At 48.9% G+C, this 19,783-nt stretch carries 21 protein-coding genes, 1 pseudogene and 1 riboswitch; of the genes and pseudogenes, 13 read left to right on the top strand and 9 right to left on the bottom strand.

Annotated elements, in window-relative coordinates; translation table 11 throughout:
* Window positions 1-44 precede the first annotated feature (44 nt).
* From IE074_RS00470 to IE074_RS00450, 5 genes are all read right to left on the bottom strand, one after another.
* Window positions 45-836 (bottom strand): DUF4394 domain-containing protein, encoded by a 792-nt coding sequence (locus tag IE074_RS00470; RefSeq protein ID WP_229793832.1) that lies wholly within the window; start codon window positions 834-836, stop codon window positions 45-47.
* Between the two features lie 162 nt (window positions 837-998).
* A complete protein-coding gene (locus IE074_RS00465) occupies window positions 999-1,712 on the bottom strand; it encodes an anti-sigma factor (RefSeq protein ID WP_189383478.1) in 714 nt (237 codons plus the stop codon).
* Window positions 1,709-2,257: a sigma-70 family RNA polymerase sigma factor gene (locus IE074_RS00460; protein ID WP_189383477.1), complete on the bottom strand. Its 549-nt coding sequence runs from the start codon at window positions 2,255-2,257 to the stop codon at window positions 1,709-1,711. The genes IE074_RS00465 and IE074_RS00460 overlap by 4 nt, the downstream gene beginning before the upstream one ends.
* Before the next feature lie 587 nt (window positions 2,258-2,844).
* Window positions 2,845-4,131 (bottom strand): arsenic transporter, encoded by a 1,287-nt coding sequence (locus IE074_RS00455; protein WP_189383476.1) that lies wholly within the window; start codon window positions 4,129-4,131, stop codon window positions 2,845-2,847.
* 33 nt (window positions 4,132-4,164) lie between these two features.
* On the bottom strand, window positions 4,165-4,458 hold the full coding sequence (locus tag IE074_RS00450) for an ArsR/SmtB family transcription factor (protein WP_189383475.1): 294 nt from the start codon (window positions 4,456-4,458) through the stop codon (window positions 4,165-4,167).
* Between the two features lie 185 nt (window positions 4,459-4,643).
* Between IE074_RS00450 and arsC the strand changes: the two genes are divergently transcribed.
* Window positions 4,644-5,066 (top strand): arsenate reductase (glutaredoxin), encoded by a 423-nt coding sequence (gene arsC, locus IE074_RS00445; RefSeq protein ID WP_189383474.1) that lies wholly within the window; start codon window positions 4,644-4,646, stop codon window positions 5,064-5,066.
* Between the two features lie 71 nt (window positions 5,067-5,137).
* Window positions 5,138-6,400, top strand: a complete 1,263-nt coding sequence (locus IE074_RS00440) for an MFS transporter (RefSeq protein ID WP_189383473.1) — start codon at window positions 5,138-5,140, stop codon at window positions 6,398-6,400.
* Window positions 6,401-6,407: 7 nt separating this feature from the next.
* Here IE074_RS00440 and gltS read toward each other — a convergent pair whose 3' ends face one another.
* From gltS to IE074_RS00425, 3 genes are all read right to left on the bottom strand, one after another.
* Window positions 6,408-7,622 carry a sodium/glutamate symporter gene (gene gltS, locus IE074_RS00435; RefSeq protein ID WP_189383472.1) on the bottom strand — a complete coding sequence of 405 codons (1,215 nt, stop codon included), beginning with the start codon at window positions 7,620-7,622 and terminating at the stop codon, window positions 6,408-6,410.
* Between the two features lie 107 nt (window positions 7,623-7,729).
* Entirely contained in the window at window positions 7,730-7,891 is a 162-nt protein-coding gene (locus IE074_RS00430; protein ID WP_189383471.1) for a hypothetical protein, read from the bottom strand.
* 37 nt (window positions 7,892-7,928) lie between these two features.
* The gene (locus IE074_RS00425; protein WP_189383470.1) at window positions 7,929-9,176 is read right to left on the bottom strand and encodes an MFS transporter; all 1,248 of its coding nucleotides are present in this window, start codon (window positions 9,174-9,176) and stop codon (window positions 7,929-7,931) included.
* A 263-nt stretch (window positions 9,177-9,439) separates the two neighbouring features.
* Between IE074_RS00425 and IE074_RS00420 the strand changes: the two genes are divergently transcribed.
* The 7 genes and pseudogenes from IE074_RS00420 to wrbA all read left to right on the top strand — a co-directional run bounded on the left by IE074_RS00420 (window position 9,440) and on the right by wrbA (window position 14,706).
* On the top strand, window positions 9,440-9,802 hold the full coding sequence (locus tag IE074_RS00420; protein WP_189383469.1) for an ArsR/SmtB family transcription factor: 363 nt from the start codon (window positions 9,440-9,442) through the stop codon (window positions 9,800-9,802).
* An 89-nt stretch (window positions 9,803-9,891) separates the two neighbouring features.
* Window positions 9,892-10,101 carry an arsenic metallochaperone ArsD family protein gene (locus IE074_RS00415; RefSeq protein WP_229793830.1) on the top strand — a complete coding sequence of 70 codons (210 nt, stop codon included), beginning with the start codon at window positions 9,892-9,894 and terminating at the stop codon, window positions 10,099-10,101.
* Window positions 10,102-10,123: 22 nt separating this feature from the next.
* Entirely contained in the window at window positions 10,124-11,896 is a 1,773-nt protein-coding gene (gene arsA, locus IE074_RS00410) for an arsenical pump-driving ATPase (protein WP_189383468.1), read from the top strand.
* A 23-nt stretch (window positions 11,897-11,919) separates the two neighbouring features.
* A pseudogene (locus tag IE074_RS00405) lies at window positions 11,920-12,268 on the top strand (arsenate reductase/protein-tyrosine-phosphatase family protein).
* A 303-nt stretch (window positions 12,269-12,571) separates the two neighbouring features.
* Entirely contained in the window at window positions 12,572-13,447 is an 876-nt protein-coding gene (locus IE074_RS00400) for a pirin family protein (RefSeq protein ID WP_169294829.1), read from the top strand.
* A gap of 36 nt (window positions 13,448-13,483) precedes the next feature.
* On the top strand, window positions 13,484-13,984 hold the full coding sequence (locus tag IE074_RS00395; RefSeq protein ID WP_169294828.1) for a SixA phosphatase family protein: 501 nt from the start codon (window positions 13,484-13,486) through the stop codon (window positions 13,982-13,984).
* A 107-nt stretch (window positions 13,985-14,091) separates the two neighbouring features.
* On the top strand, window positions 14,092-14,706 hold the full coding sequence (gene wrbA / locus IE074_RS00390) for an NAD(P)H:quinone oxidoreductase (protein ID WP_189383467.1): 615 nt from the start codon (window positions 14,092-14,094) through the stop codon (window positions 14,704-14,706).
* A 271-nt stretch (window positions 14,707-14,977) separates the two neighbouring features.
* On the opposite strand, the gene IE074_RS00385 is transcribed toward wrbA, so the two are convergent.
* Window positions 14,978-15,751: a short-chain dehydrogenase/reductase gene (locus IE074_RS00385; protein ID WP_189383466.1), complete on the bottom strand. Its 774-nt coding sequence runs from the start codon at window positions 15,749-15,751 to the stop codon at window positions 14,978-14,980.
* Between the two features lie 179 nt (window positions 15,752-15,930).
* Here IE074_RS00385 and cysK point away from each other — a divergent pair, with 179 nt between their 5' ends.
* From cysK to IE074_RS00365, 4 genes are all read left to right on the top strand, one after another.
* Complete coding sequence (cysK, locus tag IE074_RS00380; protein ID WP_189383465.1) at window positions 15,931-16,938, top strand: cysteine synthase A; 1,008 nt, start codon at window positions 15,931-15,933, stop codon at window positions 16,936-16,938.
* Between the two features lie 42 nt (window positions 16,939-16,980).
* Window positions 16,981-17,158: riboswitch (yybP-ykoY riboswitch) on the top strand.
* A 1-nt stretch (window position 17,159) separates the two neighbouring features.
* Window positions 17,160-17,765, top strand: a complete 606-nt coding sequence (locus tag IE074_RS00375; protein WP_189383727.1) for a TMEM165/GDT1 family protein — start codon at window positions 17,160-17,162, stop codon at window positions 17,763-17,765.
* 84 nt (window positions 17,766-17,849) lie between these two features.
* Complete coding sequence (locus IE074_RS00370) at window positions 17,850-18,986, top strand: MlaE family ABC transporter permease (protein WP_189383464.1); 1,137 nt, start codon at window positions 17,850-17,852, stop codon at window positions 18,984-18,986.
* The gene (locus tag IE074_RS00365; protein ID WP_189383463.1) at window positions 18,980-19,783 is read left to right on the top strand and encodes an ABC transporter ATP-binding protein; all 804 of its coding nucleotides are present in this window, start codon (window positions 18,980-18,982) and stop codon (window positions 19,781-19,783) included. The genes IE074_RS00370 and IE074_RS00365 overlap by 7 nt, the downstream gene beginning before the upstream one ends.

The raw sequence follows: 19,783 nt of genomic DNA, 5'->3' as shown, positions 1-19,783 counted from the left end.
ATAGTGTGAAACGGAAACGCCCAAAGGCGTTTCCGTTCTTAAGCTTACATGCCTGGCAGCACGGCAATATCAATGACATTGCCTGGCAGGCCATCTATTTTACCCAGGGTGTTGGGTTTACCAGTGCCCAGATCCAGTACATGCAGGGTGGAGCCTGTTAGCAGGTAGGCGGTATTGCCACCTTTGCCATCACTGTGAATATCCATGGCCACTGCTTTCAGGTCATCTGCAATTTTGCCAATCGGTTGCTGAATGCCGTCGTTCGGCGGGTTCTGCAACATTAGGCTATTGTTGGCCAGGTCAATGGTATGCAGGGCCGTGCTTTTGGTGCCCGCATAAGAGTTGGTGTAAGCGCCGGCCGCGATATTGGGTTTTTTGCCGGCATGAGGGCCATCTGCCGCATAGACGGTGCTGCCATCCACAGCGACTTCACCTGTTTCTACATTAACCCGAAAGCTGGTGCCGTCGTCAGCCAGCAAACGCAGCTTGTCAGCGGCAGGGTTAAAGTCAACCACGGCCTGGCCGCTGCCTGGCAATTCCTTGTTCAGTTTCACTACTTTGCTGGCGGCGCCACTGGACAGATCAATGTTGTATAGCTGATGGTCGTTGCCCAACGCATAAAGCTTGCCATTGGCGGGGCGTATATCAAAACCGCGCAGAGGGCTTGGGCTGCTGGCAGCCATGTTGGCCGTTATTTTCTGGTTGTTGGTGTCAATTTTATAAAGTTGGCCATCGGCAGTCAGGGCCAGCAGGGTTGCAGCACTGGCGGTGCCTGCCAAAAGGGCGCTTGCGCCAGCGGTTAAAGTAATCGAAAACAGGGTTTTACGCATGTTCATAAAATTTCTCTCAGTGTTTTTTGGTATGAATGCAAGGCTGAAAAATATCAACCTTGCCGGTACTTTGTTAAAGCACCTGGTATATATACCCGCGAGAGAATGCCTTGGATGTCGCGATTGGAAAATAAATTTCCCAATCGTGACTTTTATGTAAAAACCGTTTTAATTGAGAGCGGCCATGACTGCCCTGCCAATATAAAGTACTTGTCCCGTTGGTCGGTTAATGGGAGAGCCGCCTTCCGGTTCCAGGGTCAGTTCAAACAGCTGTCCGGCCTGGACGGCCCCAATTTTTTCTACGGGCAGTTGCAGTGGTTTGCCCGGCTCCACCAAACCTAAAGAGCGTGGACCAAGGGCCGGATCAACCAAGGTCCAGAACTGGATGGAGCGGTTGGCCGGGATGGGTTGATCGTTCAGGGGCTCCAGCAGCAGGCCGCCACTTTGATCAATATGCACGACCCAGCCGGGCTGGGCAGATTCACCCGGAGGCTGCAGGACAGCGGTATAACGGTTGGTGGACATGTCGTTTTGCCACAGTTCTGGCAAAATAACAATCAGCAAGGCAAACGCCAGCGCGGCACTGGCCAAACGCCAGGCGGCCAGGCTTTGCCACCATGTTTTCCATGGGCTGGCCCGTTTGACGGGGGCGTCCAGGCCAAGACTTTTCTGCAGGCGTGGCCATAATTGGGCCGAGGGTGTTTGTGGCGGCAGCTGGTCGCTAAGTTCAAGAAAATGCTGTTGCCATTGCAGGGCCATTTTGGCGGCGTCTTTATCACTTTCAATCAGATCGTGAATTTCCCGGGCTTGCGCTTCATCAAGCAGGCCAAGCAGATATTCGCCAATTAAGGTACGAAGTTCATCGGGGTGTTGGGTATTCATGCTTGCAAACACTCCTGTAAGGCGCGAAGTCCGGCGCGAATACGGCTTTTAATGGTACCCAGTGGGATGGTTAGGCGGCTGGCAATTTGTTCATGGGTCAGCCCATGATAGAAGGCCAGTAAAATGGGGTGTCTGCGGTTACGGTCGATACCTTGCAAACAGCGGTTTAGCAGTTTCTCTTCACTTTTCTGCTCAAACAGTTCGGTGGCCTGGGGACTATCGTCGGCAAGGCGTTCAATAAACTCATCATCCAGTTCTGTGTAGCGGCCGTGGTTGCGCAATTGATTAAGGGCACGGTAGCGCAGAATGCTGTAGATCCAGGCACGCCCGCTACCCAGCGCACGCTGGAAACGCCGGGCATGCCGCCAGATTTGTACAAAAGTGTCGTGCAGGCAATCTTCGGCCAGCGCGCGATCGCCAAGCATGCTGATGGCCAGCCCCAGCATTTGCGCGGATTCCTGCTGATACAGGGCTTTGAAGGCTTGCTCATCCTGTTTTGCACAGGCTTCTAAATGGCTTTCATAATCGAACAGCGATGGCGCCATGAAAAGGTATCCCTGAAATATGAAGTGAGGCGGTAATATTAATTGATTGCCTGTTATGTCTGGTTATTGTTACCTGTTATTTTGTTGCTTACTATGGTAAAAATACAAATACACCAGACCTGCAGGCGCAATGAAAATTGCGCATACCCAGCATAACAGCATCGTTATCAATTTCGTAATTAGCATCACAACGGTATTAATAAAAAAAACATTTTGCCCCATGATGAAGTCTATGATGCTTTCATAAACAAAGCGGGAGTAAGGATAAAGCAAGGTTGAAATGACTAAAAAAACAAGCATCCCGATTGATGTGGGCTGTGTGGTTTGTGATTGCATGAACAGGAACAAAGCCGGAAAAATCAGGCCAAATATAAATTGACGGATATAGTAACTTAACGATAGTCCGCCTAGGGTTTTAGCGATCACAGGGTGCATGGTTGGTTATCCCGGAAATAGTTTGATAATTGAAATTTCTGCACGGGATTATATCGTATCAATTTAATTTTTATTAGTAAATAATGCCAAATATGACAGATAGTAAGATCCCGAGCTTTGTTACTGTAATGGTTTTTCCTGCTGTTCTCTCTTTAGCCTGCGCCTAATCTCCAGGCCAGGGCCGCCAGGGTTGCCAATAAAACCGGTAGCGTTATCACAATGCCCACCCTGAAGTAATAGCCCCAGGTGATTGTCAGGTTTTTTCGGGCCAGAACATGCAGCCACAGCAAAGTAGCCAGGCTGCCGATAGGAGTGATTTTAGGTCCAAGATCACTGCCAATAACATTGGCGTAAATCATGGCTTCCTTAATGGCACCGGTGGCCTGGCTGGCTTCAATCGATAAGGAACCCACCAGCACGGTAGGCAGGTTGTTCATGATGGAAGACAGTAAGGCCGTGAGGAATCCGGTTCCTATAGCCGCAACCCATAGCCCCTGGCCACCCAGCCAGTTCAAAAGTGTTGCGATATGATCAGTTAGCCCGGCATTGCGCATGCCATAAACAACCAGGTACATGCCTAAAGAAAAAATCACAATAGACCAGGGAGCTTCACGCATGACTTTTCGGGTACTAATCACATGTCCGCGACCAGCCATCACTAACAGGATAGCTGCGCCGATACCGGCAATCACGCTAACCGGAATGCCAACGTCTTCAAGAATGAAAAAACTGATCAACAGCAAGGCCAGCACACACCAGCCTGCGCGGAAGGTGGTGATGTCACGAATAGCATCGTTTGGGCGTTTAAGTTGAGTGCGATCATAGGTAGCGGGAATGCTGGTTCGAAAATACCAAAGTAAAACCAGTAGCGTTGCTGCCACCGACACAACGTTAACCGGTACCATGACAGCGGCATAGCGGGCAAAGCCGATATCAAAAAAATCAGCGGAAACGATATTGACGAGATTGGAAACAATCAAAGGCAAGCTGCCCGTATCGGCAATAAAGCCGGCGGCCATGACAAATGCCAGGGTCGCACCCGTTCCAAACCCCAGGGCTAGCAGCATGGCCATAACAATAGGAGTAAGAATAAGGGCGGCACCGTCATTGGCAAAAAAGGCGGAAACGGCGGCGCCAAGCAAAATGATCAGACCGAACAGGAATTTACCTTTGCCGCCGCCCCAGCGGGCAACATGCAGGGCTGCCCATTCAAAAAAACCGGCTTCATCCAGCAATAAGCTGATAATAATAATGGCAATAAAGGTGGCGGTTGCATTCCAGACAATATCCCACACGACCGGAATGTCGCTTATTTGTATGACACCAAACAGCAGTGCCAATAAGGCCCCCAAAGAGGCACTCCAGCCGATGCCCAAGCCACGGGGCTGCCAAATGACTAAAGCAATAGTCACCATAAAAATTGCTATGGATGTAAACACGTTATTTCCTGTTGAATAAAGTCAGTGTGCTTGTTAACAGCGATCTCCGGCACAGCAGTTTTCAGTTAAAAAATCCAGTAGTGCTGACATGGACGGGAATTTTATCGAGTAAATGACATACCTGCCTTCCTGTTTTGATTCCAGTAGATCGGCATTCATCAATTCTTTCAAATGAAAGGAAAGGGAGGAGGGAGGCATTTCCAGCGTGTCAGCAAGTTGTCCGGCCTGTAAACCGGCAGAGCCAGCCTGTACCAGTTGGCGATAGGCTTTAAGCCGGGTTTCATGGGCCAGCGCAGACAAGGCTTTTACGGCATCTTTGGTTTCCATAAGCGTCCAGTATTGTTTATGGTTTATATGTTTCCATATTTCGATAATTATCGAATTATAGTATACTGCCGGAGTTGATGTTTGTTGATTAACAGTCATTTAAAGTTTTAATGCACCAGCTGGCAGTTAATATGTATAGCTATTCCAAGCTTGAAATATATGATCAGTCACCATAAAGGAACTCCATGAATAACGTTACCATTTACCATAATCCTGCTTGCGGTACTTCTCGCAATACATTGGCCATGATACGCAATGCAGGCATCGAGCCCGTGATTGTTGAGTATTTAAAAAATCCGCCTAGTCGTGAAACCATAAAATCCCTGGTTGCCAAAGCCGGTCTTACCGTTCGCGAGGCATTAAGGGAAAAGGGTACGCCGTACCAGGAACTGGGGCTTTCAAACCCGGATCTTACCGACGAGCAGTTGTTGGATGCCATAGAGGCACATCCTGTCTTGCTGAATCGGCCATTTGTGATCACTGCCAATGGGGTGCGTTTGTGCCGTCCGTCTGAAGTGGTGCTGGAAATTTTGCCGGCTGAGCAACAAGCCCCTTTTACCAAAGAAGATGGGGAAGTTGTGATTGCTACTGTACCCCCAAAGAAATAGCGCAGCCACTGGCAAACATACTGCCTGCAGCCCTAATCCGTTACAAGAATTAACCTTGGAATAACCCATTCATGTCCAGTTCTCAGCTTAATGTATCGCAAGGTGCTTCCGGTGCATTGGAAGGTCCTGACCGTGCCCTTGTGCTTATTACGGCACTGGGGATTGGTCAAATATGTGCGTGGGGGTCGCTGTATTACAGCTTCCCCCTTATTGCTGAAGCCATGATTGCAGAACTGGGTTGGTCCAGAACCAATGTATACGGGGCCGCAACGGCTGGCCTGGTGCTGGCGGGGTTTCTTGCCTACCCGGTAGGGGTGGCGGTTGATAAAGGGCACGGCAAAGTGATTATGGCCGGTGGGTCATTGCTGGCAGGGGTACTCTTTTTTATGTGGTCCCATGTAAGCAGTTTGCTTGGGTTTTATTTGCTTATTGCCGGTTTGGGTGCATTGCAGGCGACCACTTTGTACGAACCCGCCTTTGCTGTTATTGTGCGCCGGGTAGGGGCGACCAGGGCAAGGTCAGGCATTACCGCCATTACTTTATGGGGGGGATTTGCCAGCACTGTATTTATTCCACTGGTTCAGCTTCTGCTTGATCTTTGGGGATGGCGCGATGCCTTGCTGGTATTGGCGGCTATTAATGGCGTGCTTTGTGCCGCGTTATATTATGGCTTTATCAGGCCAGAAAAAGATATTGTCCATGCCACACAGCCACACCTTGACACTCATCAACAAACCGATCAGCAGGCAATAAACGCTGCATTCCGGCAACCGGTGTTTTGGCTGTTGATGCTGGCGCTTACAGCTTATGCAGGGGCGTTCACTGCCTTCACTTTTCATATGTATCCGCTGTTTATTGAAAGCGGGTTGTCTACCCAAAACGTGGTTTGGGTGATTGCCACCATTGGGCCGGCGCAGGTGGCCGGTCGCATCCTGATCAGTATGTTTGCGGCGGGCATGTCCATGCGACGCATTGGTGCCTTGGTGGTTGCTGTTTTTCCCGTCGTGTTTATTGTATTGGCGATGCAACCTTCCAGTATATGGATTGTTGCTGCCGCCTGTGTGGCGTATGGCGCCAGTAACGGGATTTTTACCATTGTGCGGGGGCTGGTTGTGCCCGAAATGTTAAGCAAGCGGGCATATGGTGCGCTTAATGGTATCTTGACTTTTCCCAGCACCCTGGTCAAGGCTTTTTCACCCTTGGTGGCGGCCTGGATCTGGTCAAGTACCAAGAGTTACGATGCCGTTATTTGGGCGATAGCCATTTGCGCAATCCTGCTTGCCGTCAGTTTTTGGCTGGCTGCCTGGGTTAGCAGGTTCAGGGCTGTTTCATAACCCGGTTTTACCTGGCCAAAAACCCAATAATAAGCGCGTTAATCAGGTCAATAAAGAATCCGCAAACAAGCGGCACTACAATAAAGGCGCGTGGGGCATTGCCGTATACGCGTGTAACGGCGCTCATGTTGGCAATTGCCGTGGCCGTTGAACCCAGCGCGATGCCGCCAAAGCCCGAACACATGACGGCGGCTTCATAATCGCGCCCCATAACCCTGAATACCACCACTAGGGTGAAAATAACAACCAGTAGAATCTGGACAATCATAGCGGTGGTAATGAACAGGATCATGGGTTGCAAGACCCACAGCTGTAAACCCATCAGGGCCATGGTCAGGAAAATACCCAGGCTTAAATCAGAGATAAGGGCAATGCCTGGTTGCATGCTATGCCAGCGCCAGATGCGACCTCCATTGGGTACCACCAGCGATGTCACTGAACGGATAATGATGCCAGCCAGCAGGCAACCCACAAAGGCAGGCAAGTTAAGGCCCGTTAGTTCAATCATGCCAATAATCCCTTTGCCCATGAGCAGGGAAATATTCAGCCAGAAAATGGCCATCAGCACACCGTAATAGTTAAGCCGTTTATAGGGCTCATCCTGGTAGCGAATCCCAATATCAAGTTCGGGGTCGGCTGAACTTTGTATGTGGTGCCGCTTGATCAGGAAGCTGGCAATCGGACCACCAATAATACAGGCCGAAATCATGCCCATCATGTTGGCCGCAATCCCAACTTCAACGGCATTGATCAGTCCTAGCGTGTCTACAAAATGTTTGGCCCAGGCCATGGTGGTGCCAACGCCACCGGTTAATGAAATAGAACCTGCCATCAAGCCGATTCGGGCGTCCATGCCAAAGTACTTGGCAATACTCATGCCTAGGAGGTTTTGCAACACCATGAAAACCGTGGCCACAATCACCAGGATAACCAGGGCCCGACCGCCTTGTTTTAAGGTTTGGATATTGGTGCCAAGTCCAATTGCTGCAAAAAAATAGAGCAATAGCATGTCGCGTACACCAAGGGTAAAGGAAATCCGAATATTCAGAAGATAATAGGCAATGCAAACAATAACCGTGCAAACCAGCCCGCCAATAACGGGTTCCGGGATGCTGTATTTCTGTAGCCAGGTAAGGCGGTTGCTTAAGCCCTTACCGATAAACAAGAGCAGAATGGCCAGCGTGAAACTGGCGATGGCATTGATTTCAAAGGAGTGTTGCAACTAATTTGCCTTTAATGGGTTATAAATTGCCGGTGATTTTTTGAAGCATGAATAAATCAGATGCGAATTATAACCTTCAGACGTTGCATTATGTTGTTATGCCATACTTATTTTGGCCGGTAGGCTTCTATTTTTTGAGCCGCAATAACCAGAATTTCATCGGGCTGGCAACCATATGCCTTGACGGCTTTTTTAATGGCGTCTCCACCGCTTTTGGCAAGGATCTGAACAATTTTCCCGTCACGGATTTTCAAAGTGTATTTATGCATTTGTTTTCAATGTAAAGTGAGCAGGCTGGCCGTGCCATCAAGCAGGCTGGAATTGTTTTTTATCGGGTAGCGTTAATGAAATGATGGCGGCAAGCAGCAAGAAGAAACCGGCAGAGCCGAAAGAAATCCAGTGTGTATGGAAGGTTTCATAGGCCCATCCCCCCAGCCATGAGCTGATCATGCCGCCCACCTGATGCCCTACATAAGCCAGGCCATACAGTACGCCAACCAGTTTTACGCCATAAATATCAGCCAGAATGGCGGAAGAAAGGGCGATGCTGCCTGCCCAGACTACGCCACCCACGGTGGCTACGCCAAAAAGCTGCCAGTTAACGGCAACCATGACCAACCCGAAAAAACCCAGTCCGCGTACAAAATAAATAACCGCCAACATATGGCGTCTGGGCAGGATATCTGAAATACGGCCCAGTACTAAAGTGCTGAAAATGGCAATCAGGCCAATCAGGCCGATTCCCAGTGCGCTACTGGCCGAGTCAAAACCGTGGTCCATCAACATTGGAACACCGTGGGCACCTAACAGGTTCATGCTATAGCCACAGGCAAACAGTCCCAGTACTACTTTCCAGAATGGTCCGGTGCGCAAGGCCTGTTTCAGGCTGATGGGAGCTGTTTGCGTGGCTGGTTTGGCAGCGGTTGTCTTTTTAGCTGAAGCGCTATTTAACAGGTCGGCATGTTCTGGCGGGTGTTCGCGAATGATGAACAGGGCAGAGAAAATAGTAATAAGGGCAAACACGGCGGCAAAACCAAGGATAGTTTCTTTCCAGCCAAAAGTTTCATTAGTATACGTAAACAGGGGGGTCATGATGGCGATACCTGCCATGGAACCCGTGGATAAAAAGAACAGCGCCATGCCTCTTTGCCTGATAAACCAGCGGCTGATGACGGGTGTTAGCGCTACCTGACTGGTAAAGGCCAATCCAATTGAAAGGAAAATACCATAGGCAAAGAAAAAATTGGTCAAACTGCTTGCCATGGTTGTCCAGATTGAAGAAGCAACCACAATGGCTGTCCCTGACAAAAGCACAAAACGGGTACCCTTGGTACCCACCAAATGGCCGGCAACGGGCATGCCAAGCCCGTAAAAAAGCATGCCGATGGCAATAACTCCTGACAGTTCACTGCGGGTAAATTGCAAGTCATTGATAATAGGTAAAAAAAACGGGCCTATGCCCAGTCGCATGCCCACAGTCAGTAAGGTCAGAATGGTAGCGGCCCCCACAATGTTCCAGCCGTAATACCATTGCTTGTTTAATTGTTTGTCCATTGATGTTTTTGTTATAAAAAAGAAGATTATTTGAGGGTAACAAGTTTAATGATAATTGGCCAGTTTGGGTAAAAAATTTAAGACTGTCAAGTAAAGGTACATAAAGGAACCCGGCGTATTGGCAGAGTGGCCGGCTTAAGCGCAAGGGTGCGTTCAAATAAACAGGTAAAAGGATCGTTCTGGTAAAAAGGTCACCTTGCTGGATGGAAAAATATTGAATGTAAGCTATTTGATTATTTCAATAATACTTGTACAATCAAACAATGGAAAAACAAATTGCAACTACAATTTTTGAGTCATTGGCCTCTGGCATTCGCTTGGATATATATCGTCTCTTGGTTAAAAAAGGGGAAGAAGGCATGGTAGCGGGTGAAATAGCAACCATGCTTGATATTCCTCCTACCAATTTATCCTTTCATTTGAAGGCGCTGGTTCAGGCCGGGTTACTGGCGTCCGAACAAGAGGGGCGTTTTCAGCGCTATCGGGCAAATATTACGCTTATGTTAGATCTGATTGCCTACCTGACAGAAGAATGTTGTGCCGGGCATCCTGAACAGTGCGCAACGCCACGCGTTGATTCAATTTGTTCTGGTTCCCTGTTGCCACCCATTTCCCCGGTCGTATAAGGATAGTAGTGGAGTAGCTGTTTATGTGTTGTTTTTTGGTTTTTAATTCAATAATAGTTGGAGAATCAAAATGATGGCAATTCAAATATTTGACCCATGCCTTATGTTGCAGTACGGGTGTATGTGGCGTTAATGTAGACCAGGCATTGGCAGGCCGTTATCCCGGCAGGACAGAGTTGTCGCGCAGGGCGGGCATGACTCCGGAACAGCATGAAGAAGCGGCACAAAGTGGCTGCTGTTCAGGTGGAAATGCTGTTAATGTTTTAATGTGGCAGGTGCAAGGCAGTCCTCTTTATTAAATAATCAGCAAAAAGGATCATCATGAAATTTTTGGATAATCTTCCCCATTTTCTTTTTTTTACCGGTAAAGGTGGGGTGGGTAAAACCTCGATTGCCTGTGCAACGGCTGTTCAGCTGGCGGAATCCGGTAAAAAAATACTGTTGGTCAGTACCGATCCGGCATCCAATGTCGGTCAGGTATTCAGTACGAGTATTGGCAACAGGATTACGCCAATAATCCAGGTTCCCAATTTGTTTGCGCTGGAAATTGATCCTCAGCAAGCTGCCCAGGCATACCGTGACCGTATCGTGGAACCGGTACGTGATTCACTGCCAGAAGCGGCAATCAAAAGTATTGAAGAGCAGTTGTCAGGAGCCTGCACCACAGAAATTGCGGCTTTTGATGAGTTTACAGCCCTCTTGGTGGATTCCGCATTAACCAAAGACTATGCGCATATCATTTTTGATACGGCACCCACGGGGCATACGATTCGCTTATTGCAGTTGCCGGGGGCCTGGAGTGGTTTTCTGGAAGCAGGCAAGGGAGATGCCTCATGCCTGGGGCCTTTGGCCGGACTGGAAAAACAAAGAGCCCAGTACAGGGAAGCGGTAGAGGCTTTGAGTGATCCATTGCGTACTCGCCTGGTTTTGGTTGCACGGGCACAGCGCGCAACGCTAAGAGAGGTTGCACGGACGCATGAGGAACTGGCCGCAATTGGTCTTACCCGCCAGTATTTGGTTATTAATGGTGTGTTGCCCGTTGATGAGGCAAACAATGATGAGCTTGCTGCGGCCATTGTGTCTCGGGAACAGGCCATGTTATCTTCCATTCCGGAAAATATCCGCACCTTGCCCATGGACCAGATTGCGTTAAAACCGTTCAATTTGGTCGGGTTGGATGCCTTGCGCAAGTTATTGAAAAATGGTCTTCCGCTGGAAAACCAGCCAGTCAGTATTCCCGACAGGGTATTGCAGGCCCCCAATTTATCAACATTGATTGATGATATTGCCATTGACGGCCATGGCCTGGTCATGCTGATGGGAAAAGGGGGGGGTGGTAAAACAACCATGGCTGCTGCCGTGGCCGTTGAGCTTGCCAGGCGCGGGTTGCCGGTACATTTGACCACCTCTGATCCTGCAGCCCATTTGCTTGAGACACTGGATGGCACTTTGCCTGGCTTGACACTTAGCCGGATTGACCCTCATGAAGAAACAGAGCGTTATCGTCAGCATGTTCTGGCAAGCAAGGGGGCAAAACTGGATGCTGAGGGGCGTGCTTTGCTTGAAGAGGATTTACGGTCGCCATGTACCGAGGAAATTGCCGTATTCCAGGCTTTTTCAAGGGTGATCCGCGAGGCTGGGAAAAAGTTTGTGGTGATGGATACCGCACCCACCGGCCATACCTTGCTGTTGCTGGATGCTACCGGTGCTTACCACCGGGATGTAGTCCGGCAAATGGGAGATACTCCGGTTCATTTCACTACGCCAATGATGCAACTGCAGGATCCTCGCCAGACCAAGGTGCTACTTGTTACGCTGGCAGAAACCACGCCCGTGCTGGAAGCGGCGAATTTACAGGCAGATTTGCAGCGGGCTGGTATCAAGCCCTGGGCCTGGATTGTCAATAACAGTGTGGCGGCAAGTCAACCAACATCTGCTTTGCTTCGGCAACGGGCATTAAATGAATTGAAAGAAATTGAGGCGGTGGCAACGTTACATGCCCGGCGTTATGCGGTTGTACCGTTGTTGAAGGAAGAACCGGTAGGGATTGAGCGGCTCCAGGAGCTGGCCGGATTTTGCGCTGAGAAAGTGTGATTTAACAAATAAAGAAGAATAATATGGCTAACAAAAAATACAACGTTTTGTTCATTTGCACAGGCAACTCGGCAAGAAGCATTATGGCCGAAGCTATCATGAATAATATCGGTAAAGATCGTTTCAAGGCATATAGTGCCGGTAGTTTTCCGCGCGGAAGTGTGTCCTGTGTGGCCGGGGCAACCCATTACCGCTCACTGGGGATTTATTGATCCGGTTGCCGTTCAGGGCGATGCAGATGCACAGCGCAGGGCTTTTGATAATGTGCTTTTTCAGGTGACCAACCGGATTAGACACTTAATGAGTCTGCCGTTGGAGACCTTGGATAGAATGACTTTGCAGCAACAGTTAAGGGAACTGGGTAAATCCTGATGCCCCAACCGAACATGGCTTTTAATAAATAGCCGGGGCAGGGTCTGTGGCAATTTTATGAAGGACGGCAAAGCAGCCAGCAAATTTGCGACAACTGCTTTGGTTGATTGTATCCAAGCTGCAATCAACCCGGGGCCGTCCACCTTTTCAGGTGCTGCGATTATATGATAGTTACTTAATACTTAAAATATAAATATGTAAGTAATGGTTATGATTTTCGGCTAATGGGTAAAAACACCACAAGTCAAGCTTAAGGATTTCATTTATCATGAATTATGCCTTGATTTTACAGGAAAAACCATCATGCCAGAAATCGTAATTGAAACACGCCGCCATGATCTTGGTGGTGGATTTGAGGTGGGCAGGGTGTTGCCTTTTCGCAAGTGCCGATCGGTAGGTCCTTTTGTTTTCTTTGATCGAATGGGGCCTCATGATATGGTGGCGCCCATTCCACTTGAGCGTGATGTTAGGCCTCACCCCCATATTGGTCTATCTACCGTGACTTATCTGTTCGAAGGTGAAATGACGCATCGGGATAGTCTAGGTTATAAGCAACTTATCTTGCCTGGTGAATTAAACTGGATGACAGCGGGTGCAGGTATTAGCCATTCAGAGCGTTTTGACGGCATGCGTGCTACCGGAGGGCGTCTTGATGGTATCCAGGCCTGGGTTGCCTTGCCCGAAGAGTATGAAGAAACCAAACCTTCCTTTGTTCATTACAATGCGTTTGAGTTGCCGGTCATGAGGGAGGAAGGCCTGTGGGCCCGACTTATTGCCGGTAGCGCTTTTGGGCTGGAAAGCCCGGTAACGGTTCACTCTCCGTTATTTTACCTGCATATGGAAGTAAGCATGGGCATGCGGGTACCGTTGCCTCGGGCTTATCCTGAAAGAGCGCTCTATATTAATAGTGGCAAACTGCAGATACAGGGGCAAATTTATGTGGCTGGGCAAATGCTGGTTTTTGCCAGGGACAGCTTGCCTGATGTGATGGCGCAGGAAAACACCCGTCTAATGCTTCTTGGGGGCGAGCCGTTGGGGCCACGGCATATGTGGTGGAATTTTATATCTTCCCGGAAAGAACGGATAGAACAGGCAAAGGCGGATTGGAAGGCCGGGAAATTTTCACTTCCGCCCGATGACAATACTGAGTTCATCCCTCTGCCTGAAACAATGGCATGATAATGTTGAGCAGGATTTAACATTAAGGATAAAAAAATGAAAACCTTATTATTGGTTCGTCATGCAAAGTCAAGCTGGAGCGATCCTACCCTGCCGGATCGTATCCGTCCATTGGCGGGCAGGGGAAAGCATGATGTAGAGAAAATGGGGAAACGTTTGGCCAGTCGTGGGGTCAAACCTGACCTGGTGTTAACCAGTCCGGCGGTGCGTACTGCGGAAACGGCAAAAGCCCTGGGCAAATCGTTGGGCTACAAGCACAGGAATATTACCGTGAATGACCGTTTGTATGCCTGTCAGCCTGGCGATATTCTTGAGGTCGTGAAAGATTTTGATGATGGTTTGTCTTATGTCATGCTGGTAGGTCACAACCCTGAGATAACGGATTTTGTCCATTTATTTACAGATAGAGTTGCCTATATGCCTACCTGTGCCACGCTTGAATTACAGTTTGATGTAGAAGCCTGGGCGGATATTGCCCGTGAGAATTTGCATCAGGCCTTGTACGATTCTCCCAAGAATGAGCACCCGGTGGCCTAACGGATTAGGCCGCGTTACCCATGTATTATTTGGGCGGTTTTGTAATATACTGTCTGTGTCAGTACGTTTCTTTGTGGTTCATGCAGTTTTTAACAGAAGGAATCATCATGGCAAAGATTTTAGTACTTTATTATTCTTCCTACGGTCATATAGAAACCATGGCGCAAGCGGTTGCCGAAGGTGCGCGGGCGGTGCCAGGTACAGAGGTCGTGGTTAAACGGGTACCTGAGCTGGTTCCTGAAGAGGTTGCCCGCAATGCGCATTTCAAGCTGGACCAGCAGGCACCTATTGCCACCACGGCAGAGCTGGTTGAATACGATGCCATTATTTTTGGCACGCCAACCCGCTTTGGCAATATGGCTGCCCAAATGAAAAACTTCCTGGATCAAACCGGCAGTTTATGGGCTTCAGGGGCCTTGATCGGTAAAGTGGGCAGCGTCTTTACCTCTACCGCCACCCAGCATGGCGGGCAGGAAAGCACTATTTTATCAACCCATACTGTGCTGTTGCACCAGGGCTTTATTGTGGTGGGCTTGCCTTATTCATTCCAGGGGCAAATGATCCTTGATGAAGTCACTGGTGGCAGCCCCTATGGTGCTTCCACCATTGCAGGGGGTGACGGCGCCAGAAAACCCAGTAAAAATGAGCTGGATGGCGCGCATTACCAGGGTAAGCATGTGGCTGAAATCACAACCGCATTGCTCAAGGGCAGGGCGGTTTAAAGCCGGGGAAATTTGTCCACATGGCTGAATCTGTCCACAAATTTTGTTGAGATCATTGTGGATAACTATTTCATAAGATTGAAATATTTTTATAAGCCATTGATAAATAAATATTTATTTTGGTTTTAATAAGTTTTGATCGTTTAATAAGCGTTTTGTCTTTTTATAACGGAATTGCCGGTTTATGGCAGCCTGCTAATGTGATTGGTTTTAAAGGAAAAAAAGCGCTGGTTTTCATTCCAGCGCTTTGAATGACATGAAAACCGCTGGCTTATTTCAGAAAGCTGGCGCCACCATCGGCTTCAATAACCACGCCGGTAAGATAGGATGCCCTTGCTGAGGCAAGAAAAGCAATTATGTCAGCTATTTCTCCTGGTTCGGCAGGGCGGCCAAAAGGCAGGTGCTCAAGCAGTTCCTGCCAGCGTTCTGGGTCATTGAATTTGGCTTGTGCCCGCGATTTGTAAAGTGTTAGCAGGCGATCGGTTTTAGTCGGTCCCGGGTTAAGGCCCAGCACGCGTACACCGGCTGTGCTGCTGTAGCCGCCTACTGCCTTGGTCAAGGCGATCAGTGCCGCATTGCCGGTAGAGCCAGCGAGATATTCATAGCGGGGGTTACTGCCTGCAGCGCCAATCACATTAATAATGACTCCCGATTTTCTTGACATCATGATATTCAAGGCCAGCCTGGTCAATTCTATATAACCGTGTACTTTCAGATCCCACGCTTTGGTCCAGGTTGCAGAGTCAACTTCCTTGAAGCCGCCACCGGGAATGGCCCCGGCATTGTTAATCAGGATGTCGGTATTTTCCAAAACCGGAGTCAGTTGTTCGCGGCTTTCCTGAAGGGATAAGTCCAGTGCCGTGGTTTGTGCTGTTGTGCCGGTTTGTGTTTTTAACTCGTCGGCTGCCTTTGCCAGGGTTTGGACATTGCCCGAAACCAGGTGAATATGGGCTCCCTCTCTGGCCAGGGCAATGGCGCTGGCCAATCCAATTCCTTTTGACCCGCCGGTGATAAGTACCTGTTTGTTTGAAAGTTCCAGATCCAATTTTTCCTCCTTGATGTTGTGCCTGTCTTGTTTGTACATTATTTTTTATGTGTTTTATATAAATTTTAGTAATATAAAATTAATAAATTAGTTGTTCTTTTTTTTAAAGAATCAGCCTATACTTTTTTGAAATTTAATCTTCAAACTGAAATTTTTCAGCAATTTTTTTGGGTATCTGTATGGCTAAATGGTTTTCTGATAACGCGCAGGCAATAGGGCGCACACCTTTGGTTAAATTAAATCGCGTAACCGATGGTGCCGGTGCAACGGTTCTGGCAAAAATTGAAGGGCGTAATCCCGCATATTCGGTAAAGTGCCGGATTGGTGCCGCCATGGTTGCTGATGCAGAGCAGAAAGGTATATTGACCGCCGGAAAAGAAATTGTTGAACCAACCAGTGGCAATACAGGTATTGCGCTGGCATTTGTGGCCGCTTCAAAAGGTATTCCCATTACCCTGACCATGCCCGACACCATGAGTGTCGAGCGTCGTAAACTGTTGGCCGCTTTTGGTGCCAAACTGGTGCTTACCGAGGGCGTCAAGGGCATGAATGGTGCCATTGCCAAAGCCGAGGAAATTGTGGCTTCAGATCCGGCCAAATATGTCTTGCTTCACCAATTTAAAAACCCTGCCAATCCCGCCATTCACGAGGCTACCACGGGTCCTGAAATCTGGAATGATACCGATGGTGCGATTGATATTCTGGTTGCCGGTGTTGGTACCGGTGGCACTATTACCGGTGCCACCCGTTATATAAAAAATACCAAAGGCAAGAAAATCCAGTCGGTTGCCGTAGAACCCACGGCAAGTCCGGTTATTACACAGGCCCGTAACGGCCAGGAAATCAAGCCTGGTCCACATAAAATTCAGGGTATTGGTGCCGGTTTCATTCCCGAGGTACTTGATCTTTCCTTGATTGATGCCGTAGAGCAGGTTGGCAATGAGGAAGCTGTGGAATATGCACTGCGTCTTGCCCGTGAAGAAGGTATTCTTTCCGGTATTTCATGTGGGGCAGCCGTTGCCGCTGCTGTTCGCCTGGCCAAACTGCCCGAGAATGCAGGTAAAGTCATTGTGGCTATCTTGCCCGATTCTGGCGAGCGTTATTTAAGCTCGATTTTATTCGAGGGCTTGTTTGATGAGAAAGGCCTGGCGGTTTCCAGTTCAATAAATGGTAATAGTGTGGCCTAATCGCCAAAACAGGCTTTTATTATTTCTTGAACATGCTAGAATCCGTTTACTTCATTGGGGAGTAGCCTCTCTGTTTCCAGAGGTTTGCGTCAACATGCTTGGCATTCGCCATGGCGCAAACGGTTTGTACAAAACTTGGCAAGACCTTTGATTATCGCGCTTTCCATATTGGCCGGAGAAGTGCGGTAGTCATTCGTCTTTTTCCGGCCAAGGTGTATTTTATGGAAGCGCTTCTTGTCTCTACCGGCGTGGTAGCCCTGGCTGAAATGGGTGATAAAACCCAATTGCTGGCGTTTATTCTTGCTGCCCGCTTTAAAAAACCCCTGCCAATTATTCTGGGCATTCTTGTTGCTACCGTCGTCAATCACGGTTTGGCCGGTGCCTTGGGTGGCTGGATTACATCCGCTGTCAGCCCGGAGATTTTGCGTTGGGTGCTGGGTCTTTCATTTATTGCTATGGCCATCTGGACCATGATTCCTGATAAAATCGAAGAAGAAGAAACCAATATTGCCGGGAAGTTTGGGGTATTTGGGGCCACGCTCATTACTTTTTTCCTGGCGGAAATGGGTGACAAAACCCAGATTGCCACGGTTGCCATGGCCGCCCACTATTCAGCACCTGCCATTGATGCTCACTTCATAACCTTATTAATGGTCGTCATAGGTACCACATTAGGTATGTTAATTGCCAATGTGCCGGCTGTATTTATTGGCGACAAGCTGGCTGACCGCATTCCCATGAAACTGGTTCATACGATTGCTGCCTGTATTTTTGCTGCACTGGGTGTGGCAACTTTGCTCGGGGCGGGGTCAGATCTGGGTTTTTAGAAATGAATTATAGTAAGATCTGTGCAAATACCATTTGGTGAGTGAAAGGTAAAATGCGTTACTGTTATTTTCAATGTGGATCCCATGCAAGCTGAATTTCTGGTGGCTGAGCAGCGGGTAGATGGTGATTATCTTTGTATTCAGGGTGACTGGACACTGGATAATTTTGTCGCATTGGAAAAACTCTCAAACCGGTATAAAAAGCAGCCCTTACCTGAAAAAATCAGTCTGGATAGCAGCCGTCTTGGCATGCTTGATACCGTTGGTGCATCCAGGCTGATCCAATTGCTGGGGCAGGAAAAGACGCGTTTGCTGTTATTGGCAGACAGTCAGTTACCAGCCGAAAAGAAAGCGCTTATCCAAACAGTTGCGCAGGCGCTTGACCTCACAAACGCGGGCATGCAAAAGTCTGAAACCGGTGCAATCAGCCAGTTTTTTGGCAAAATAGGATATGCAATTACCGCTGTGTGGCAACAGCTTATTTCATTGTTGGGGTTTTCAGGGCTAACACTTGAAGCCCTGTTTCGCCTTCTTTGGCATCCCCGTCAATGGCGTTTTACTTCGGTGGTCTCGCAGGTACAAACCAGCGGTTTAAATGCGGTACCCATTGTTATGCTGCTCACTTTTATGGTGGGAGCCGTTATTGCCTTTTTAGGTGCCACCGTATTGGCCGATTTTGGTGCTTCCGTTTATACGGTGCATTTGGTGGCATTTTCCAATTTGCGTGAATTTGCCATTTTACTGACTTCCATTTTGATGGCAGGTAGAACTGCCAGTGCCTTTACGGCCCAGTTGGGCTCCATGAAGGTCAACGAGGAAATTGACGCGCTCAGGGCTTCTGGCCTGAATCCGGTCTATCTATTGGTGATCCCGCGCGTGCTGGCCTTGCTGGTTTCCCTGCCCATACTGACTTTCCTTGGCATGATTTCCGGCATCCTGGGTGGCATGGCGGTTTGTGCCTTAAGCCTTGATATTTCCCCAGTCATGTTTATTGATATTATCAGTGAGAATGTGGCGGCCCGTCATTTCTGGATTGGTATCGCCAAAGCGCCGGTTTTTGCTTTTGTGATTGCCGTTGTTGGGTGCCATGAAGGTTTCAAGGTTGATGGCAGCGCCCAATCCGTGGGCGAACATACCACCTCCAGTGTGGTGCAATGTATCTTCCTGGTTATTTTGCTTGATGCTTTGGCCGCATTGTTTTTCATGGAGATGGGATGGTAGGGAAATGGTCTGAAAACCCGACACCGGTCATTGAAGTCAGGGATCTGGTGAACAGTTTTGGTACCCATGTCGTCCACAAGGATCTTGACCTTGATGTCTACCAAGGAGAAATCATGGGCGTCGTGGGTGGATCGGGTACCGGAAAGTCGGTGCTGCTCCGATCTATCGTGGGTCTGCTTCGGCCTTTTTCCGGTTCGGTTAGGGTTTTTGGACAAAACCTGCCTCAGTTGTCAGACCGTGACCGCTCCCGGTTGGAGAAAAAATTTGGCGTATTGTTTCAGCGTGGCGCCTTGTATTCATCGTTAACAGTACTTGAAAATGTGGCTTTCCCTTTAATAGAACAGGCGGGTCTGAAACGGGCCGATGCCGAGGAAATTGCCCGTTTGAAAATTGCGCTGGTTGGTTTGCCTGCCAAAGCCGCATATGATTACCCGGCCAGTCTGTCAGGGGGTATGGTTAAGCGTGCTGCCCTGGCCCGGGCCCTGGCGCTAGACCCGGCCATCCTGTTTCTGGATGAACCAACGGCAGGGCTTGACCCCATTGGTGCCGCCAGTTTTGATCAATTGATCATGACCTTGCGTAATGCCCTGGGACTGACTATTTTTCTGGTCACCCATGATCTGGATACACTGTATACCGCTTGTGACCGGGTTGCCGTTTTGTCGGAAAAGAAAGTATTGGCCGTTGATGTACTGGAAAAAATAGAGCAGGTCGACAACCCCTGGATTCAGGAATATTTTCATGGCCCCCGTGGAAGGGCGGCTTATCATGCAGGACACCCGTTGTCTCAGGAGTAG

Source organism: Advenella faeciporci (assembly GCF_014652395.1).
GTDB lineage: Bacteria > Pseudomonadota > Gammaproteobacteria > Burkholderiales > Burkholderiaceae_B > Advenella > Advenella faeciporci.
This window is presented reverse-complemented; position numbering and strand designations above follow the sequence as displayed.

Excerpts from the sequence above, each read along its gene's own strand:
- IE074_RS00470 (WP_229793832.1), bottom strand. The coding sequence starts at position 836 with ATGAACATGCGTAAAACCCTGTTTTCGATTACTTTAACCGCTGGCGCA.
- IE074_RS00465 (WP_189383478.1), bottom strand. The coding sequence starts at position 1,712 with ATGAATACCCAACACCCCGATGAACTTCGTACCTTAATTGGCGAATAT.
- IE074_RS00460 (WP_189383477.1), bottom strand. The coding sequence starts at position 2,257 with ATGGCGCCATCGCTGTTCGATTATGAAAGCCATTTAGAAGCCTGTGCA.
- IE074_RS00450 (WP_189383475.1), bottom strand. The coding sequence starts at position 4,458 with ATGGAAACCAAAGATGCCGTAAAAGCCTTGTCTGCGCTGGCCCATGAA.
- arsC (WP_189383474.1), top strand. The coding sequence starts at position 4,644 with ATGAATAACGTTACCATTTACCATAATCCTGCTTGCGGTACTTCTCGC.
- IE074_RS00440 (WP_189383473.1), top strand. The coding sequence starts at position 5,138 with ATGTCCAGTTCTCAGCTTAATGTATCGCAAGGTGCTTCCGGTGCATTG.
- IE074_RS00430 (WP_189383471.1), bottom strand. The coding sequence starts at position 7,891 with ATGCATAAATACACTTTGAAAATCCGTGACGGGAAAATTGTTCAGATC.
- IE074_RS00425 (WP_189383470.1), bottom strand. The coding sequence starts at position 9,176 with ATGGACAAACAATTAAACAAGCAATGGTATTACGGCTGGAACATTGTG.
- IE074_RS00420 (WP_189383469.1), top strand. The coding sequence starts at position 9,440 with ATGGAAAAACAAATTGCAACTACAATTTTTGAGTCATTGGCCTCTGGC.
- arsA (WP_189383468.1), top strand. The coding sequence starts at position 10,124 with ATGAAATTTTTGGATAATCTTCCCCATTTTCTTTTTTTTACCGGTAAA.
- IE074_RS00400 (WP_169294829.1), top strand. The coding sequence starts at position 12,572 with ATGCCAGAAATCGTAATTGAAACACGCCGCCATGATCTTGGTGGTGGA.
- IE074_RS00395 (WP_169294828.1), top strand. The coding sequence starts at position 13,484 with ATGAAAACCTTATTATTGGTTCGTCATGCAAAGTCAAGCTGGAGCGAT.
- wrbA (WP_189383467.1), top strand. The coding sequence starts at position 14,092 with ATGGCAAAGATTTTAGTACTTTATTATTCTTCCTACGGTCATATAGAA.
- cysK (WP_189383465.1), top strand. The coding sequence starts at position 15,931 with ATGGCTAAATGGTTTTCTGATAACGCGCAGGCAATAGGGCGCACACCT.
- IE074_RS00375 (WP_189383727.1), top strand. The coding sequence starts at position 17,160 with ATGGAAGCGCTTCTTGTCTCTACCGGCGTGGTAGCCCTGGCTGAAATG.
- IE074_RS00370 (WP_189383464.1), top strand. The coding sequence starts at position 17,850 with ATGCAAGCTGAATTTCTGGTGGCTGAGCAGCGGGTAGATGGTGATTAT.
- IE074_RS00365 (WP_189383463.1), top strand. The coding sequence starts at position 18,980 with ATGGTAGGGAAATGGTCTGAAAACCCGACACCGGTCATTGAAGTCAGG.